Genomic DNA, 18821 nt, shown 5'->3' with positions numbered 1-18821 from the left:
TCGCTCGAACCCCGAGGTGCCGCATTCTTCGCGAATGCGGCACCTTTTTCTTCGTATCGGCCGGCGTCGCACCCGACCCAGGGGGTTGGCTCGCGCGAAATCGCGCGGCAAGGAAAGCTGTCTGTATGACCTCAGCAGCAAAAGAGACAGAACTGGCTCAGATCGGAGTCACCGGACTCGCCGTCATGGGCTCCAACATCGCGCGTAACTTCGCCCACCACGGGCACACTGTCGCGTTGCACAACCGCAGTATCGCTAAAACCGACGCGTTGATCGCCGAGCACGGTACCGAGGGCAACTTCATCCGTACCGAGACCATCGAGGAGTTCGTGGCCGCGTTGGCGAAGCCGCGGCGCGTGCTCATCATGGTGAAGGCAGGCGACCCGACCGATGCGGTGATCGAGGAACTCGCCGGTGTGATGGAGGAAGGCGACATCATCATCGACGGCGGCAACGCGCTCTACACCGACACGATCCGCCGCGAGGCGGCCATGAAGGACCGCGGTCTGCTCTTCGTCGGCGCCGGTATTTCCGGCGGCGAAGAGGGCGCGCTCAACGGCCCGTCGATCATGCCGGGTGGTCCGGCCGAGTCCTACAAGGCATTGGGACCGTTGCTCGAGTCCATCGCTGCGCAGGTGGACGGCACGCCGTGCTGCACGCACATCGGCCCCGACGGCTCCGGCCACTTCGTCAAGATGGTGCACAACGGCATCGAATACGCCGATATGCAGCTCATCGGCGAGGCGTACAACCTCTTTCGCGACGCGCTCGGGTACTCGCCTGCGCAGGTTGCAGACGTCTTCACCGAGTGGAACAAGGGCGATCTGGAGAGCTATCTCGTCGAGATCACTGCGGAGGTGCTCCGCCAGGTCGACGCCAAGACAGGCCAGCCGTTGGTGGACGTGATCGTCGACGCCGCCGAGCAGAAGGGCACCGGCCGCTGGACCGTCAAGGCGGCACTCGATCTGGGTGTGCCCGTCACCGGCATCGCCGAAGCAGTCTTCGCCCGGGCGCTGTCGGGGTCACGGGCACAGCGCAAGGCGGCCGTGGGGTTGGCCTCGGGTGCCCTGGCCGACAAGCCCACCGACGCGGAACAGTTCACCCACGACATCAGCCGTGCGCTGTACGCGTCCAAAATTGTGGCGTACGCACAGGGATTCGATCAGATCGCCGCCGGCAGCGCCGAATACGACTGGGATCTGCACCCCGGAGACCTCGCCACGATCTGGCGTGGCGGCTGCATCATCCGCGCGCGTTTCTTGAACCGCATCAAGGACGCGTACGACGACAACGCCGAACTACCGAGCCTCATCCTGGCACCGTACTTCCGTGACGCCATCGAGAACGCGATCGACAGTTGGCGGCGCGTCGTCATCACGGCTGCGTCGCTCGGCATCCCGGTGCCTGCGTTCGCATCCTCGCTCTCGTACTACGACGCGCTGCGTGCCGAGCGTCTGCCTGCGGCCTTGACACAGGGACAGCGCGACTTCTTCGGTGCGCACACCTACGAGCGCACCGATTCCGAGGGCAAGTTCCACACTCTGTGGAGTGGAGATCGCTCCGAGATCGAAGCCTGACATCGGTCCCTCGCCGGTGGCACCGCGCGTACTTTCGTGCGGTGCCACCGGTGTGATCGGTCTTCGCTCGCTCAGAAGGGCACCGGCCCGAGTATCGGTTGCACCACCGTCGACGGAATTCCCTCCCACGGCAGTGCACCTTCGAGGTCCCTCCAGACGGCTTGTACGGCGCTGAAGCGTCCCGTGCCGTACACGTCGGAGGCGACGTACAGGATGTCCGCACAATCCGGTACGTCGATGGCCAGAAGATCGAATCCTGCTGCTGCACAACCGATTCCGGATTCGATCTCCAACATCCCCGACGCCACCGAAGTCCCCAGCGCGTTCAGGATCATCGAGGATTCACGTGGCCCGCGTCCCGTCACGACGATTTCGGGGCTGCCCAGGTCGGTGAGACCGACCGTGTAGCAGAACGCGGGATGAATGCCGTCTCGATCGACCTCCGATTCCACGTACTGCAGCGCCCACCCGAATGTCTCGATCGTTGCCCTCACGTCATCGAAGTAATTGTCGACACCGAACCCTCGGCACATCTTGCACATGACTCCCCCACCTTCGCCGTGCAACCGCCCCTGCGGAGATTGCGTCTCGAACGCCATTCGAACTCACGTTCTAGGGCAAGTATTGCGTGCGGTACCGACAAGAACGGTCGAACGCGTCGTCGATCCGGCGGTAAGGTCAGCTCCATGCCGGGTCAATCCACTCGATCGTTCGCAGACCTCGGTCTCCCCGTCGTTCTGGTGCACTCCCTCAGGAATGCAGGTGCTCGCGACCCGTTTCCCATTCAGGTCGCGGCGATCCCCGATGCCCTTGCCGGACGGGACGTCCTCGGGCGCGCACCCACGGGCTCGGGTAAGACCCTGGCGTTCTCACTGCCGATTCTCGTCCACCTTGCCGGCAAGCGAAGCGCACCTGCGGCACCGCGCGGGTTGATTCTCGCCCCCACGCGGGAACTGGCACTGCAGATTCGTGAAGTACTCGACATCCACGGTGCCACCTTCGGACTTCGAACCGTCGGCGTCGTCGGAGGTGTTCCGCTCGAACGCAACGTCCGAGATATTCAGCGCGGAGTCGACATCGTGGTCGCGACTCCCGGCCGGCTCATCGATCTCCTCCAGCGACGCTCGATCACACTCGAGCATATCGAGGTCACTGTCATCGACGAAGCAGACCGCATGGTGGACATGGGTTTCCTGCCTCAGGTCGATTCACTGCTGGCCGCCACCCCGGCACACGGTCAGAGGATGCTGTTCTCCGCGACGCTGGACGGGGAGGTCGACGGGCTGGTCGAGAAGTTTCTGAAAGACCCCGCTGTGCACTCCACTGCGGCAGCCGTCAGCGAACCCGACATGACCCATTTCGTCTTCCGAATCGAAGCGGCCAGGAAGACCGAAGTCGCTGCTGCACTTGCCAACCGCGACGGGAAGACACTTCTGTTCCTACGGACCACCCATGCCGTCGATAGACTCACCGACGAGTGCCTCGCGCTGGGTGTGCCGGTATCGTCGTTGCACGGCAACAAGACTCAGGCGCACCGCACCCGATCGCTCGCGGCCTTCGGCGAGGGCACGTCCGTGGCTCTCATCGCAACCGACGTGGCAGCCCGCGGTGTTCACGTCGACGACGTGACGCTCGTCGTTCACGTCGATCCCCCGGTCGATTTCAAGGATTACCTGCACCGCGCCGGACGTACTGCACGTGCGGGTGCCCGCGGAACCGTCGTGACGCTGGCAACGGACGACCAGTTGGATCGCGTCCGATCGATGGCCGACGAGGCCGGCGTTGCCGCCACGGTCATCGATACCGATCTGGACCAGTCCGCGTGGCGTCGACCGACGGGCGCACGCACCCCGATCGGTCGACCGCTACCTGCCCCGGTACCGACGACGAGCGGTGCTGCGACCGACACCCGAACTGCGCGTGGTCCGGGCCGGACGGGTACGCCGGGCAGGCGTGGGCGGAGCGATGGCACCGGGAGCCGGCGGGGTGGCGGTAGCAGAGGACGACGCGGGTGACCGCGTCCTGGCCGGCGGTCGTACTCGCGCTGATTTCGGCGTTCCTGTTCGCCTGCGCGTCGGTCGCGCAACAGAGCGCGGCCGCGTCCGTCCCCGAAGGTGAATCCCTCGTTTCGGCACTGGTGCGTAGCCCGCGGTGGTGGGTGGGCGTCCTCGGAGACGGCGGTGGCTATGCGGTTCAGATCGCCGCGCTGTGGGTCGGCTCGGTACTGATCGTCCAACCTCTGCTGGTGACAGCACTGCTGTTCGCTCTCCCGATGTCGGCAAAGCTGGTCGGGAGAACACTGCCCGCCACCACCTGGGCGCTCGCCGTGGCGATGGCCGCGGCACTCGCCGTCTTCATCGTGGTGGGCGACCCGAGCGAGGGCAATACCGACGCCCCTTTCGTGCAATGGCTCGTTCCACTGATCGTGGTGGCCGTCGTGGTCGGCTGCGCCGCCGCGGGCGGATTGCTGCTCACCTCGCCGGGAGTTCGGGCACTACTGCTCGGTGCAGCGGGAGGATTGCTGTTCGGCCTGGCGGCTGCGCTGACCAAGAACGTCACCGACCTCGTCGACGGTAACCCGGTCGAGGCGCTGACGGCCTGGCAGACCTACACGCTGATCGGATCCGGCGTCGTCGGCTTCTACCTGCAGCAGCGTGCATTCCAGGTGGGTCCGCTGTCGGCGTCGATGCCGGCCGTGACGATCTGTGAACCACTCGGCGCGGCGTTCGTCGGAGTCACTGTCCTGAACGAGCGAATCAGAACCGAGGGCGCAGCCCTGACGGTCATCGTCGTGGCCGTGGCCGTCATGATCGTCACGACGGTCCTGCTGTCGCGTACGCAGGCTGCGAACGCGTCCGAACCGACCGCTCGGGACGGGGCGTCGAACCCAGGAAGTCCATCCGACCGGTAGTCTCGATCAACGTGCAGTTCCTCGATGGTCACCAGCCGCCCTACGATCTCACCTACGACGACGTCTTCCTCGTCCCGAACCGGACCGATGTCACTTCTCGTTTCGACGTGGACCTCAGCACGGTCGACGGGTCGGGAACGACCATTCCGATCGTGGTGTCGAACATGACCGCAGTATCTGGTCGGCGGATGGCCGAGACCGTCGCACGACGCGGTGCCATTGCCGTCATTCCGCAGGACCTGCCCACCGAGGCCGTGGCCGAAACGGTCGCATTCGTCAAGAGCAGAGATCTCGTTGCCGACACACCGGTCGTTCTCGGCCCCAACGCCTCGGTCTCCGATGCGCTCGCCCTGGTGCACAAGCGCGCTCATGGATCCGTCGTGATCGTCGAGCACGGCAAGCCCGTCGGTGTCGTCACCGAGAGCGCCTGCGCGGACGTCGATCGCTTCGCTCGGCTCAGCTCGGTGGCCGCGACCGACTTCGTGCGGGTGGCCCGCAACGACTCACCCAAAGAGGTCTTCGAGCTGATGGAGGCCGCCCACGCCCAGCTCGCGATCGTCGTCGAGAACGACGGTTCGTTGGCCGGTGTGGTGACGAACACCGGTGCCGTCCGCACCGGCATCTACGCCCCTGCCGTCGACGCGTCGGGACGGCTGCGGATCGCTGCCGCGGTCGGCATCAACGGCGACGTGGCGAAGAAGGCGACGGCACTGGTCGAGGCCGGTGCGGACGTCCTGGTGATGGATACCGCCCACGGGCACCAACAGAAGATGCTCGAAGCGTTGGCCGAAGTGCGTTCGCTCGATCTCGGCGTACCGCTCGCCGCTGGCAACGTCGTCTCCGCTCAGGGCACCCGTGACCTGGTGGCGGCGGGTGCGGACATCGTCAAGGTCGGTGTCGGCCCCGGGGCCATGTGCACCACTCGCATGATGACCGGCGTGGGTCGGCCGCAGTTCTCCGCCGTGGCCGACTGTTCGGCTGCCGCAGCCGAACTCGGTGCGTCGGTCTGGGCCGACGGCGGTGTTCGCCATCCTCGCGACGTCGCGCTCGCGCTCGCGGCCGGTGCCGCCAACGTCATGATCGGATCCTGGTTCGCGGGCACCTACGAATCTCCCGGAGACCTTCGCGTCGACGCGGCGGGCAACCGATACAAGGAAAGCTTCGGCATGGCGTCCAAGCGTGCCGTCGCGGCGCGCACTGCCACCGACGGGGCCTTCGACCGCGCCCGCAAGGCGTTGTTCGAGGAAGGGATCTCCAGTTCCCGGATGCGACTGGATCCGGATCGTCCCGGCGTCGAAGACCTCATCGATCACATCTGCGCAGGTGTGCGCAGCACATGCACTTATGCCGGGGCACGTTCCCTGCCCGAATTGGCCGAACGAGCCGTCCTCGGGGTCCAGTCGGCCGCAGGATTTGCCGAAGGGCGCCCCCTGCCGTCCGGGTGGTAACGCACCGAGACGGTTAGACTCACCCACTACGAGTTCGACGACGTTCGCTGTCGTTGCCCGCGCCGAGACGAGAACGTCGACTCGGCGCGGTGCGGCGACGCGTCGGCCACCACCGGTGTGCCGCAACGCGAACCAGACAGAAGGGAATCAGGTGCCCGAGGCACCCACTATTTCGGTTGCCGGTTCGGCAACTGCGGAGCAGCACGACGACGGTTCCACATCGGAGGGATCCTCTATCGAGCCGGGAGAGAAACCCGGCGACACCGATTTCGACAGGTCCCCGCAGACGAGCGGAGCGGTACTGCTCTCTCAACTTCGGCGGCGTTGACCTGTGGCCACTCTCGTCACCATCGTCAGCCTGATCGGCTTCGTGGCGCTGACGGCAGGTACTGCCCTCTTCGTCGCGGCCGAGTTCTCCCTCACTGCTCTCGAACGCAGTGCGGTCGAGTCTCAGGCCGAGAACGGCGACCTACGCTCGCGCCAAGTTCTGCATGCTCACAAGACGCTGTCTTTTCAGTTGTCGGGCGCGCAGCTGGGCATCACGATCACCACCCTCATCACGGGTTATCTCGCGGAGCCGGTCCTGGCAGGATTCATCAGGCCGGTGACCACCGCGCTGGGTGCCTCGGACTCTCTCGCGTCGGGCATCTCCCTCGCGGTGGCTCTGATCTTGGCCACGTCGTTCTCGATGATCTTCGGTGAACTGGTCCCCAAGAACATCGCCATTGCGAAACCGATGTCGACCGCGCGGGTCACAGCCGGAGCGATGGCCGGGTTCTCCCTGATCTTCAAATGGGCGATCAACGGACTCAACGGCTCGGCCAACTGGCTCGTGCGGCGGCTCGGCATCGAACCGGCCGAGGAACTCCGTTCGGCGAGATCACCGCAGGAGCTCGGTTCACTGGTCCGAACGTCGGCCCAGCAGGGCTCGATCGACGAGAACACCGCACGTCTGGTCGACCGGTCGTTGCAGTTCGGCGACCGCACCGCCGAGGAACTGATGACTCCGCGGGTCAAGATCGAGACTCTCGCCACCGACGCGACCGTCGCCGACCTGATCGAAACCGCTGCGCGAACGGGCTTCTCTCGGTTCCCGGTGGTCGACGGCGACCTGGACGACACCGTCGGCGTCGTACATATCAAGCATGCGTTCACGGTGGCCGGAGCGGACCGCCGGTCCACCACTGTCGAGTCCCTGGCGCGCGACGTTCCGGTCGTTCCGTCGAGCCTGGACGGCGACGCTGTGATGGAACGCGTGCGAGCCGACGGAATGCAGGTGGCCCTCGTGGTGGACGAGTACGGCGGCACCGCAGGCATGGTGACCATGGAAGATCTGATCGAGGAGATCGTCGGCGACGTGCGCGACGAACACGACGAGCCGGAACTGGACGTCGCTCGTTCGGGCGACGGCTGGGACTGCGCGGGGCTGCTTCGCATCGACGAGGTTGCGTCGGCGACGGGCTATTCGGCCCCGGAAGGCGAATACGAAACCATCGGGGGCCTGGTACTGATGCAACTCGGCCGGATTCCATCAGAGGGAGACGCGGTGCTTCTACCGTCCCCGGCGACGGAGGACGTCCCCGACGGCGACGGCGGGTGGATGGCGCGCGTGATCCGCATGGACGGCCGCCGTATCGATCGTGTGCTGATCCTGCCGGTCGACGCCGAAGCAGTGGCGCGTCTGCGATCGGACGGTGAGGTCGATGGGTGACTTCCTCGGGGTAGGTCTGGCAGTTCTGCTGCTGGCCGGAAACGCCTTCTTCGTCGGTGCCGAGTTCGCACTGATCTCAGCTCGCCGTGATCGTCTCGAGGCATTGCTGGCGCAGGGCAAGAAGCGCGCGCAGAGCGTCATCGAGGCCGGTCAGAATCTGTCGCAGATGCTCGCCGCGGCACAACTCGGCATCACGATCTGCTCGATTCTGCTCGGCCGCGTCGCGGAGCCCGCGGTCGCGCACTTGATCGAGGTGCCCCTGGAGCTGGTCGGCATCCCCGGCTCGTTCCTGCACCCGATCGCCTTCGCCATCGCGCTGACACTCGTCGTCGTCCTGCACATCCTCGTCGGCGAGATGGTCCCGAAGAACATCGCCATCGCCGGCCCGGAGAGCACCGCCATGGTGCTCGTGCCCATCCACCTGATGTTCATCAAGGTGGCGTTGCCCCTGATCTCGTTCTACAACCTGTGCGCCAACCTGACGCTGCGCATGCTTCGTATCGAGCCCAAGGACGAACTGAGTTCGTCCGTCTCGGCGGTGGAGCTGTCGCAGATGATCGGCGAATCGCGCTCGGAGGGACTGATCGACGCCGAGGAACACCGCAGATTGCGCCAGGCTCTCGAGACCTCGGGCCGAACCGTGGCCGAGGTTCTGATTCCCTCGCATCAGGTTCGGAGTATCGAGCTGTCCGGGCCGGATCACACTCTCGGTCCGACCCTCGGTTCGGTGGAACGCGCAGTCATCGAAACCGGGTTCTCTCGGTACCCGGTGCGTGATGCGAGCGGTTCCCTGGTGGGCTATCTGCACCTGAAGGACGTGCTCGACGACATGGCCGACGATTCCGCCGGCCCGGAGACCGTCATTCCCCGCAGCGACGTCAGGGCCCTGCCCGTGGTGTCCATAGACACCGTGCTCGACGACGCGCTGACGAAGCTGCGGCGCGCCAGCAGCCACCTCGGTGCCGTGCACGATGCGACCGGTGCCACGGTCGGCATCGTCGCGCTGGAGGATCTGGTGGAGGAGTTCGTGGGCACGGTTCGAGACGGGACTCACCGTGTCGCCGGTCCCCGACCGGGTCAGTCCGCACCTACCGGTAACCCGCGGAACGTCTGAATGGGCGAATCGGCAACGCTGACCGAGGCGGAGTGGACTGCCCGGCGAGACGCGCACTCGGCTCGGGTGGAGAGTCTCGTCGGCAGCTATCTGGTCGATCGCGGACACGGCAATGTGCATCCGGTGGTGGATTTCTTGTTCACCTACTACAGCCATCGCCCGGGTCAGTTGCGCCGATGGAATCCCGGCCACGGCACGGTTCTGACGGGCGATCGGGCGCGTGACTTCGCCGAGTTCGCCTCGTACGAGCAGGTCGAGACTGCGGACGGTCCAGGATTCCGGGTGCGGTCGGATCTGCTCGAGCGACGCCGGCCCAGCATCGAGTTCGTTCTGGGTCTGCTGTCGGCGACGCGGGAGCGACCGCCCCTGCTCGGCTGCTTCGGTCTGCACGAATGGGCGATGGTCTACCGCGGCGGCGACTCGGCAGTCCGGCACAGCCAGGTCCCATTGCGACTCGGTCACGAGGGAACCGACGCCGTGGTCGACTCGATGACGTTGCGGTGCACTCATTACGACGCCTACCGCTTCTTCACCGAGGACGCGGTACCGCGTAACGCCCTCGCGTTGTCCCCCGAGTCGCGCCTGGGGTCCGAGCAGCCCGGTTGCATCCACGCGTCGATGGATCTGTACAAGTGGTGCTACAAATTGGGTCCGTTGATCGACTCGGAGTTCGTGACCGACTGTTTCGAGTTGGCGTTGGAGGCGCGAACGATCGATATGCGCGCAAGTCCGTACGACCTGAGCGAGTACCATCTCGATCCCATCCGAATCGAAACTGCGGCTGGACGGGCAGAGTACGTTCGCGCTCAGGGAGAGCTGTCGGAAAAGGCCGCTCCCCTACGCTCGGCACTGATGGATCGGTGTCGAAATCTGCTCACCGGCGGCGGGTTCGGCGTCGGACCTACCGCCGAGTAACATCGACAGCGTTGTCGTGGGGACACCGTCACCGGTGTCCGTGACCGGAAAGAGTGAGGAATTCATGACCGATCGTGTGCAGGCTGGTGGACTTCAGGTCGCCAAGGTCCTATTCGATTTCGTCGAGAAGGAGGCGCTGCCGGGTACCGACGTAGATTCGGAGGCCTTCTGGGCCGGTGCCGCGTCGGTGATCGCCGATCTCGCTCCCAAGAACAAAGCGTTGCTGGCCGTCCGCGACGAGATTCAGGGCAAGGTCGACGCGTGGCACGGCGAGCATGCCGGTGCCGATTACGACCGCGCAGCGTACAAGGCCTTCCTGAAAGAGATCGGCTACCTGCTCGACGAGCCCGCCGACTTCCAGATCACCACGTCCGGCGTGGACACCGAGATCACCACCACGGCCGGGCCGCAGCTCGTGGTTCCCGTGCTCAATGCACGCTTTGCGATCAATGCCTCCAACGCACGATGGGGCTCGCTCTACGACGCCCTCTACGGAACGGACGCCATCCCCGAGACCGACGGAGCCGAGAAGGGCACGAGCTACAACAAGGTCCGCGGAGACAAGGTCATCGCGTTCGCGCGTGACTTCCTCGACGAGGCATTGCCGCTGAGCTCCGGCTCGCACGTGGGGACCACCGGATACGTCGTCGACGCCGCCTCGCTGACGGTGACGTTGGCCGACGGCAGCACCGTCGGTCTGAAGGATCCGTCCCAGCTGTTGGGCTACCAGGGCACACCCGATGCGCCGACGGCCATCCTGTTCGTGCACAACGGTTTGCACTTCGAGATCCAGATCGACCCCGAGAGCCCGATCGGCAAGACGGACGGAGCGGGCGTCAAGGACGTGCTCCTCGAGTCGGCTGTCACCACGATCATGGACTTCGAGGACTCGGTCGCCGCAGTCGATGCCGACGACAAGGTTCTGGGCTACCGCAACTGGCTCGGTCTGATGAAGGGCGATCTCACCGAGGAGGTCTCCAAGGGCGGCAAGACGTTCACTCGCGCGATGAACAAGGACCGCACCTACACCTCGGTCGACGGTTCCGAGCTGACGCTGCACGGCCGTTCGCTGCTGTTCGTCCGCAACGTCGGCCACCTGATGACCTCCGACGCGATCCTCGACGCCGACGGCAACGAGGTTCCCGAGGGCATTCTCGATGCGCTGTTCACGTCGCTCGCCGGTCTGCACTCGTTGACTCCGGACAACGTGCTCTCGAACTCGCGTACGGGCTCGCTGTACATCGTCAAGCCGAAGATGCACGGACCGGACGAGGTCGCCTTCACCGCCGAACTGTTCGGCCGGGTCGAGCAGGTTCTCGGCCTGCCCACCAACACGCTCAAGGTCGGCATCATGGACGAGGAGCGCCGCACTACGGTCAACCTCAAGGCCTGCATCCAGGCCGCGTCCGAGCGGGTCGTCTTCATCAACACCGGCTTCCTCGACCGCACCGGCGACGAGATTCACACCTCGATGGAGGCAGGGCCCGTCGTTCGTAAGGGAGCGATGAAGGGCGAGAAGTGGATTGCCGCCTACGAGGACTTCAATGTCGACACCGGCCTGGCGGCCGGCCTGCAGGGCAAGGCGCAGATCGGCAAGGGCATGTGGGCCATGCCCGATCTGATGCACGACATGCTCGAGCAGAAGATCGGCCACCCCAAGGCCGGCGCGAACACTGCGTGGGTTCCCTCCCCCACCGCAGCGACCCTGCACGCCTTGCATTATCACAAGGTCGACGTGTTCGCCCGTCAACACGAGATTGCGAAAGCCAAGCGCGCCACCGTCGACGAGATCCTCGAGATCCCTCTCGCGCCGTCCACCGACTGGACCGACGAGGAGAAGCAGAACGAACTCGACAACAATTCGCAGTCCATCCTCGGTTACGTCGTGCGCTGGATCGACCACGGTGTCGGATGCTCCAAGGTGCCCGACATCAACGACATCGCTCTTATGGAAGACCGTGCGACGCTGCGTATTTCGAGCCAGTTCATTGCGAACTGGTTGCGGCACGGCATCGTCACCGAGGAGCAGGTGCGCGAATCGCTGAAGCGAATGGCACCGGTGGTCGACCGGCAGAACGCGTCCGATCCGACGTACAAGCCGTTGGCACCCGATTTCGACACCAACATCGCCTTCCAGGCTGCGAGTGATCTGATCTTCCAGGGCACGAGCCAGCCCAACGGGTACACCGAGCCGATCCTGCATCGTCGCCGACGGGAGTACAAGGCCGTCAACGCCTGACGGACTTGTCGACCACGTGGGTGAACACCGGAACTCAGGGCGCGGACGTTCCATAGCCGCCGGGCCCGTGATCGTCGTACTGACGATCGCGGTCCTGGTGGCGGCCGTGTTCGGATGGTTTGCGCTGCGTGATCGAATTTCGGATCAGGGGATCGAGGCAGCCGACACCTGCGTGGAGGGACCGGCCGTCCTCACCGTGGCGGCCGACCCCGACATCTCCGCCGCGATCGAACAGCTGGCAACACGATTCGACGCGACCGCCCCGGTGATTCGCGATCACTGTGTGACAGTAGAGGTTCGAGCCATCGCATCCGATGCGGTGCGGGCGGCACTGAACTCCGGTGCCGACAACTGGGATGTCGGTGCGCTCGGCGCTCGACCGGGTCTGTGGATACCCCAGTCCTCGGCAGACGTCGAGGCCGTCGTCGACCGTGGAGCCATCGACGGTACGCCGCGGCCTGTCGCATCGAGTCCGATCGTCCTCGCTGCACCGGGCGCGGTGGCCGACGCCGTCGTCGCCGCAGGCTCGAACTGGGCAGATCTGATACGACTGCAACGCGACCCGCAGGCTCTCGGACTCCCCGAATGGGGTGGGCTTCGACTCGCCGTGCCGTCCGGCTCCGACACCGGCGCGAGCACTCTTGCGGTCGCGGCCATCGCGGCAGGCGTACGCGGTGACCCGACCACCGCACTCACCGTCGATGAGGCCTCCTCGACGCAACTGGTGTCGGCGATGTCGGAGTTGGCGGTGACCGATACCGGCGCTGCCGCAACCTCGGCCTCCACCACGTACGACGCCCTCGCGGCGCTCGAGAATGCTGCAGGCCCCGACGCCGCCGTCCACGCGGTTCCGGTCACCGAACAGCAACTCGCGTCGACCGACTCCTCGACGCTGACCGCCGTTCGACCACAGGGTGCAACGCCTGTCGCCGATCATCCGGCGGTCGTGCTCTCCGGTGACGAGACCTCCACCCGAGCAGCCGCGGCATTCGTCGATTTCGTTCGTCAGCCCGACGGTACGCAGACACTCCTGGACGCGGGATTCACCGTGGACAAGGCTCAGGACGCGGGCATCGTCGCCCCACCATCAGGGCCGGTTGCCGACGCTCTGCTCGCTGTGCTTCGCAATCCGGTCCTGCCCCGCCGTGCCACTGTTCTACTCGACGTGTCCGAGTCGATGCGCACCACCGAAGGCGGTGCGACGCGGCTACAGAACACCGTTCGCGCACTGAGCGAGCAGTTCCGACGAGTCCCCGACGCCACCGAACTCGGTCTGTGGAGTTTCAGCGAAGACCTGAACAACTCGCTGCCCTTCCGGGTGGATGTTTCGACCGGACCGATGACAGATCCCGTCGGGACCACTCCGAGGCGCTCCGCCCTCGATGCGACCGCTGCGGCGTTGACGCCGGCAACCGGCTCGTTCACGTACGCGTCCGTCCTCGTCGCGTATCTCGACGCCGTGGCCGGTTACGTCCCCGGCCGCGTCAATTCGGTCGTGCTGATCACGGACGGCCCGGACGACTCACCCTTGTCGGCGGACGAGTTACTCACCGAACTGACATCGGCGTCCGATCCGGCGCGGCCGGTCGCGGTGAACATCGTGCGCATCGGCGACGACAGCCCTGCCCCCGTGTTCACCGACATCGCAGCTCGCACCGGCGGCACCGTGGACACGGTCCCGACATCGGATTCCCCAGACCTCCTCGATCGACTCGGAAAGTTGCTGTACTAGAACATGTCTCGTGTACTTTTTGTCGGCGTCTTCCTACTCCTCGTCACTCTCTTCCTGCACTGGCGGTTTCTCTCCGTAACGAGGGCACCGGCACGTGTCGGACGCCCGGCAGATCTGTTGCTGATACTTCTGTGGTTGTGCGCGGTGGTCGGCTTCGGTAGCGGCGTCGAGTTCGATCCGTCCTGGGCCCGCGGCCCGGCTTTCCTCGGTCTGACCTGGTTGGCGGTGGTGTTGTATCTGTTCCTCGGCACGGTCCTCGTTGCTCTGATCTGCACCGTCGTGCGGGTGGTGTTCGCACTGTCGCATCGTGATTCGACTGCTGTTCGGCTGCGCATATCGCGGGTCGGCTCCGTTGTCGTGGCTCTCGTCAGCGTCGTCGCAGTGGGGTACGGCCTCGTCGAAGCCGCCTCGCCTCGTGTCACACGCACCCAGGTTGCGCTCGACCGGTTGCCGGCCGAATTCGACGGTCTGCGAGTGGCATTGGTGTCCGATATCCATGCCGGGCCGTCTCGCGGTGCGGGCTTCGTGCGCACGGTCGTGGATTCGGTCAACGCGCAGAAGCCTGATGTCGTGCTGCTCGACGGCGATCTCATCGACGGGACAGTGGAGTTGGTCGGAGAAGACCTCGAGCCGCTGCGCGACCTCGAAGCCCCTCTCGGGGTCTTCGCTGTCAGCGGCAACCACGAGTTCTACGCGGGCGACGGCGGAGAGTGGCTCGACTTCTGGTCGACCCTCGACATCGACGTGTTGCGGAACGAGCGCACGACGATCACCCGTGATGGCGCTGCCATCGATATCGCCGGCATCAACGACGCCACTGCCCCGGAACCGTACGAACCGAACCTCGGCGCTGCGCTCGACGGCATCGACCCGGATCGCTTCGTGCTGTTGATGGCTCATCAGCCCAAGCAGGCTGTGGAGGCCTCCGAGCTGGGCGTGGACATGCAGGTGTCCGGACACACTCACGGCGGGCAGATCTGGCCGATCCGCTATCTGGTGCCGCTCCAGCAGCCCAGTGTCGAGGGGCTGGACACGATCGGTGACACCACGCTCTACACCACCCGCGGTGCAGGCGCGTGGGGTCCGCCGGTGCGCGTGGCAGCCCCGCCCGAGATCGCGATGCTCGAACTCACGCGGGGCTGACCATCTGCCCGTCCAGTCAGGCGAACGCCTCGATCGGCGGGCAGGAACACACCAGGTTGCGGTCGCCGTGCGCGCCGTCGATCCGCCGGACCGCGGGCCACACCTTCGGTCGGTCGTAGCCTGCGGGGTACGCCGCGAGTTCCCGCGAGTACGGGTGGTCCCAGTCGGCGACGAGGCATTGCGCCGTGTGCGGAGCGCCGCGCAACGGGTTGTCCTCTACGGTCCACTCGCCGGAGCCGACTCGGTCGATTTCCCTGCGGATGGAGATCATCGCGTCGCAGAATGCGTCGATCTCCTCCAGATTCTCGCTCTCGGTCGGCTCGACCATCAGGGTCCCCGGCACCGGGAAGCTCATCGTCGGCGCATGGAAGCCGTAGTCCGCCAGTCTCTTCGCCACGTCGTCGACGGTGACGCCGGTGTCCTTGGTCAGACCTCGCAGATCGAGGATGCACTCGTGCGCCACCATGCCGTTGTCGCCGGTGTAGAGCACGGGGAAGTACTCGTCGAGGCGGCGCGCGATGTAGTTGGCCGACGCGATGGCGGTCAAGGTCGCCCGGCGCAGCCCCTGCGCACCCATCATCGCGATGTATGCCCACGTGATCGTCAGGATCGACGCGCTTCCGTACGGTGCGCCCGCAACGGTCGGACCGTCGCCCAGTTGCGGTGCCAGCGGGTGGCCGGGCAGGTACGGCTGCAGATGCGAACGGACGCCGATGGGTCCGACGCCGGGACCGCCACCGCCGTGCGGGATGCAGAAGGTCTTGTGCAGGTTCAGATGACTGACGTCTCCGCCGAAACGACCCGGCCGAGCCAACCCGACCAGTGCGTTGAGGTTGGCACCGTCGACGTACACCTGTCCACCCGCGTCGTGCACCGCTGCACAGATATCGGATATCTCGTGCTCGTACACACCGTGGGTGGAGGGGTAGGTGATCATGATGGCGGCGAGGGTGTCGGCGTGCTCGGCGATCTTGGCCCGCAGGTCGTCGACGTCGACGTCTCCGTTCGGCCGGCACGCCACCACGACGACGCGCATCCCGACCATCACCGCGGAGGCGGCGTTGGTGCCGTGTGCGCTCGACGGGATCAAGCAGACCGTGCGATCGGTGTCGCCGTTGGCCTGGTGGTATCGGCGGATCGCGAGCAGTCCCGCGTACTCGCCCTGGCTTCCTGCATTCGGCTGCAGGCTGACCGCGTCGTAGCCGGTGATGTCGACGAGCCACTGTTCGAGGTCGGCGATCACCCGGAGTAGTCCGGGAACGTCGGTCGACGGCGCGAACGGGTGTTGGCGCGCGAACTGAGGCCAGGTGATCGACTCCATTTCAGCGGTCGCGTTCAACTTCATCGTGCACGATCCCAGCGGGATCATGCTGCGGTCGAGGGCGATGTCCTTGTCCGACAGCGCCCGAAGGTAGCGCAGCATGGCTGTCTCGGTGCGGTAGCGCGTGAAGGCGGGATGCGTCAGGTACTCGGACGTACGGGCCCAATCGTCCGGGACGGACTCGGCTCCCGGTCCGGCGGGCTCGGCACCGAATGCAGCGAGCACATCGACGATGTGAGCCTCCGTGGTTGCCTCGTCACAGGCGATCGCGACGTGATCGTCGTCGACCGGTCGGAGGTTGATACCGCGTTGTTTGGCGGCATCGACGACGGTGTGGGCCGCGCCGGGGACCGCGGCGAGCACGGTATCGAAGAACTCGGCATGCACCACGGCGATGCCCGCAGCCTGCAACCCTGCTGCGACGGTTCGAGCACGGGTGTTGACGCGACGTGCGATTGCGCGCAGCCCATCCGCGCCGTGGTAGCTGGCGTACATCGCGGCCACGATGGCCAACAGCACCTGGGCGGTGCAGATGTTGGAGGTCGCCTTCTCACGGCGAATGTGCTGCTCGCGCGTCTGCAGGGCCAAGCGGTAGGCCCGATGTCCGTCTGCATCGACGGACACTCCGACCAACCGCCCGGGCAGCTGGCGCGAGTGCCCGGAGCGCACTGCGAGATAACCGGCATGCGGACCGCCGTACCCCATCGGAACCCCGAAGCGCTGGGTGGTTCCGAAGCAGACGTCGGCACCGATTTCGCCGGGCGCGGTCACCAGGGTGGCGGCCAGCAGATCGACCCCGACTGCAACCAGCGCACCGCGCTCGTGTGCAGCCTCGATCGTGGCGGTGTGGTCCACCAGACGGCCTGACGCTCCCGGCAGCTGCGCCAGCACTCCGAAGAAGTCGCCTTCGGGCAGGCCGTCGGCGAGGTCGGCGTACACCAGCTCGATCCCGAGCGGTTCGGCGCGCGTAGCGAGGACGGCTTTGGTCTGCGGGAAAATATCCGAATCGACCACGAGGCGGGGTGACTTCGAGCCTCGGTTGGCGCGACGCATGAGCGTCATGGATTCGGCTGCGGCAGTGGACTCGTCGAGCATGGAGGCATTCGCGACATCCATACCGGTCAGGTCCGACACCATCGTCTGAAAATTGAGCAGTGCCTCGAGTCGGCCTTGACTGATCTCGGGCTGATAGGGGGTGTAGGCGGTGTACCAGGCCGGATTCTCCAGGATGCCGCGCGTGAGCACCGGAGGCGTCAGGGTGTCGTAGTAGCCCAGGCCGATCATCGAGGTGGCCACCGTGTTGCGGCCGGCGAGATCGGCCAGCGCGGCCAGCGCATCGTGCTCGCTCAGAGCAGGCGGCAATGTCGCCAGGCCATCGGGAACCCCGTCGACGACGGTATCGAGAATGGACTCGGGAACAGCCTTGCGGGCCAGCTCGTCGAGGCTGTCGACACCGATTGCATCGAGAATGCGGGCCAGTTCGGTGGTGTCGGGGCCGATGTGTCTGTCGACGAAAGCCGATGCGGTCGAAGTCATTCGGTCGGTCACGGTCTACTCCCAGGGGTCCCAAGACAAGGCGTCGGACGGCCGGGGCATACGCTCCGACCGCTCCTCCCCCTCTGTCGTGTGCTCGCTGACGCGTGCGCCTGAGAGATTCGGTAGATCACGGCGCGCTGACGTACGCGCACCGGCACCTTTCCCCTTGGGCGGGTGGGTGCTCCCACCACTTTCCAGAGTTGTCGAAGCCCACACGGTCCGTGTGCCTGAGAGATTGACGGGGAGGTATTGCTCCTTCGGCGTCCGAGACTGGATGCCTCGGAACTCTCCCGCGCAGGCGCGACGGTGAGAAGTCTAGCCGGTCTTACGACTCGCGCGATTCTTGCGGCGGGACGCCAGTTCGTCTTCGGGGCTCGGCTGGCTCTCTCCGCCGTCTGCTCGCTCGGCCGGGAAGTCGGCGATGGTGCCGGTGAGCTCGCGCATCGCGCCGTTGACGGCGATACCGAAGACGCCCTGCCCGCCCTGCAGCAGGTCGACTACTTCCTCGGCCGACGTGCACTCGTAGACGGTAGTGCCGTCGGAGAACAGGGTGATGTTGGCGAGGTCGCCGACGCCACGCTGGCGCAGGTGATCCACGGCGACGCGGATGTTCTGCAACGAAATTCCGGTGTCGAGTAGGCGCTTGACGATCTTGAGGACCAGCATGTCCTTGAACGAGTACAGCCGTTGGCTGCCCGAACCTGCTGCGCCTCGGATGGACGGTACGACCAGGCCCGTACGAGCCCAGTAGTCGAGTTGCCGATAGGTGATGCCGGCAATCTGGCAAGCGCTGGGTACGCGGTATCCGACGAGTTCGTCGGGGACCGAATCGTCGGGGAACAGGCCGGGTTGAATGTCCTGCGGCTGTGCGACAGGGCGATTCGACGCCTCGTCGGGGGTCTCGACCCGAGCATCGGTTGCGGACGCGTCCTCTGTCCGGCTTGCGGCGTCGGATTCTCGACTGCCGTGATGCTGCTGCGGCTGATCTCCCACTGACTGCTCCCTCTCGGATGTCTCACTGCGTTCGGATCCAGTCAGTACTGGGATCCGTCCGAAGCGCGCCTGAACGCCTCGGTGTACTCGCGTGAAGTCATACCGTGTACCAGGGCCAGACTACGCCTCGGCGGCAACCGAAGAGGCGTGAACTGCGTCGGCCCGAACTGCGCCGGCGATG

At 65.7% G+C, this 18821-nt stretch carries 13 protein-coding genes and 1 riboswitch; of the genes, 10 read left to right on the top strand and 3 right to left on the bottom strand.

Going from position 1 to position 18821, the window contains the following annotated elements; all coding sequences use genetic code 11:
• Positions 1 to 125: 125 nt before the first annotated feature.
• Positions 126 to 1577 (top strand): NADP-dependent phosphogluconate dehydrogenase, encoded by a 1452-nt coding sequence (gene gndA, locus CH268_RS16495; protein ID WP_094665126.1) that lies wholly within the window; start codon positions 126 to 128, stop codon positions 1575 to 1577.
• Positions 1578 to 1648: 71 nt separating this feature from the next.
• Here gndA and CH268_RS16490 read toward each other — a convergent pair whose 3' ends face one another.
• Entirely contained in the window at positions 1649 to 2176 is a 528-nt protein-coding gene (locus tag CH268_RS16490; protein ID WP_255182418.1) for a DUF4262 domain-containing protein, read from the bottom strand.
• Positions 2177 to 2263: 87 nt separating this feature from the next.
• On the opposite strand from CH268_RS16490, the gene CH268_RS16485 reads away from it, so the two are divergent.
• The 9 genes from CH268_RS16485 (at position 2264) to CH268_RS16445 (ending at position 14790) form a co-directional block, all read left to right on the top strand.
• Complete coding sequence (locus CH268_RS16485) at positions 2264 to 3592, top strand: DEAD/DEAH box helicase (RefSeq protein ID WP_094665124.1); 1329 nt, start codon at positions 2264 to 2266, stop codon at positions 3590 to 3592.
• Positions 3589 to 4488, top strand: coding sequence for a DMT family transporter (locus CH268_RS16480; protein WP_094665122.1), 900 nt, complete (start codon positions 3589 to 3591; stop codon positions 4486 to 4488). The genes CH268_RS16485 and CH268_RS16480 overlap by 4 nt, the downstream gene beginning before the upstream one ends.
• Positions 4489 to 4499: 11 nt before the next feature.
• Positions 4500 to 5936 carry a GuaB1 family IMP dehydrogenase-related protein gene (locus tag CH268_RS16475; protein WP_094665120.1) on the top strand — a complete coding sequence of 479 codons (1437 nt, stop codon included), beginning with the start codon at positions 4500 to 4502 and terminating at the stop codon, positions 5934 to 5936.
• 331 nt (positions 5937 to 6267) lie between these two features.
• Entirely contained in the window at positions 6268 to 7647 is a 1380-nt protein-coding gene (locus CH268_RS16470; RefSeq protein WP_027497158.1) for a hemolysin family protein, read from the top strand.
• Positions 7640 to 8761: a hemolysin family protein gene (locus CH268_RS16465; protein WP_048320332.1), complete on the top strand. Its 1122-nt coding sequence runs from the start codon at positions 7640 to 7642 to the stop codon at positions 8759 to 8761. The genes CH268_RS16470 and CH268_RS16465 overlap by 8 nt, the downstream gene beginning before the upstream one ends.
• A complete protein-coding gene (locus CH268_RS16460; protein ID WP_094665118.1) occupies positions 8762 to 9676 on the top strand; it encodes a 3-methyladenine DNA glycosylase in 915 nt (304 codons plus the stop codon).
• A 64-nt stretch (positions 9677 to 9740) separates the two neighbouring features.
• On the top strand, positions 9741 to 11915 hold the full coding sequence (locus tag CH268_RS16455; RefSeq protein WP_094665342.1) for a malate synthase G: 2175 nt from the start codon (positions 9741 to 9743) through the stop codon (positions 11913 to 11915).
• Between the two features lie 67 nt (positions 11916 to 11982).
• Positions 11983 to 13647 carry a substrate-binding and VWA domain-containing protein gene (locus CH268_RS16450; protein WP_255182417.1) on the top strand — a complete coding sequence of 555 codons (1665 nt, stop codon included), beginning with the start codon at positions 11983 to 11985 and terminating at the stop codon, positions 13645 to 13647.
• 3 nt (positions 13648 to 13650) lie between these two features.
• The gene (locus CH268_RS16445) at positions 13651 to 14790 is read left to right on the top strand and encodes a metallophosphoesterase (RefSeq protein WP_094665116.1); all 1140 of its coding nucleotides are present in this window, start codon (positions 13651 to 13653) and stop codon (positions 14788 to 14790) included.
• Positions 14791 to 14806: 16 nt separating this feature from the next.
• Here CH268_RS16445 and gcvP read toward each other — a convergent pair whose 3' ends face one another.
• Together gcvP and CH268_RS16435 are read right to left on the bottom strand one after the other, a co-directional pair.
• Positions 14807 to 17647 (bottom strand): aminomethyl-transferring glycine dehydrogenase, encoded by a 2841-nt coding sequence (gene gcvP, locus CH268_RS16440; RefSeq protein WP_094665337.1) that lies wholly within the window; start codon positions 17645 to 17647, stop codon positions 14807 to 14809.
• Between the two features lie 205 nt (positions 17648 to 17852).
• Positions 17853 to 17950, bottom strand: a riboswitch (glycine riboswitch).
• Between the two features lie 12 nt (positions 17951 to 17962).
• Positions 17963 to 18502, bottom strand: a complete 540-nt coding sequence (locus CH268_RS16435) for a MerR family transcriptional regulator (protein ID WP_157226114.1) — start codon at positions 18500 to 18502, stop codon at positions 17963 to 17965.
• Positions 18503 to 18821: the final 319 nt, after the last annotated feature.

The sequence above is a fragment of the Rhodococcus sp. 06-1460-1B genome (genome assembly GCF_002258475.1).
Taxonomy (GTDB): Bacteria; Actinomycetota; Actinomycetes; order Mycobacteriales; family Mycobacteriaceae; genus Rhodococcoides; species Rhodococcoides fascians.
Note: the sequence above shows the minus strand (reverse complement) of the source record. Positions and strands in the feature narration are given on the sequence as shown.

Bases quoted from the DNA above. Each gene is read 5' to 3' on its own strand.
- CH268_RS16460 (WP_094665118.1), top strand. From the start codon at position 8,762: ATGGGCGAATCGGCAACGCTGACCGAGGCGGAGTGGACTGCCCGGCGA.
- gndA (WP_094665126.1), top strand. From the start codon at position 126: ATGACCTCAGCAGCAAAAGAGACAGAACTGGCTCAGATCGGAGTCACC.
- CH268_RS16455 (WP_094665342.1), top strand. From the start codon at position 9,741: ATGACCGATCGTGTGCAGGCTGGTGGACTTCAGGTCGCCAAGGTCCTA.
- CH268_RS16485 (WP_094665124.1), top strand. From the start codon at position 2,264: ATGCCGGGTCAATCCACTCGATCGTTCGCAGACCTCGGTCTCCCCGTC.
- gcvP (WP_094665337.1), bottom strand. From the start codon at position 17,647: ATGACTTCGACCGCATCGGCTTTCGTCGACAGACACATCGGCCCCGAC.
- CH268_RS16490 (WP_255182418.1), bottom strand. From the start codon at position 2,176: ATGGCGTTCGAGACGCAATCTCCGCAGGGGCGGTTGCACGGCGAAGGT.
- CH268_RS16465 (WP_048320332.1), top strand. From the start codon at position 7,640: ATGGGTGACTTCCTCGGGGTAGGTCTGGCAGTTCTGCTGCTGGCCGGA.
- CH268_RS16445 (WP_094665116.1), top strand. From the start codon at position 13,651: ATGTCTCGTGTACTTTTTGTCGGCGTCTTCCTACTCCTCGTCACTCTC.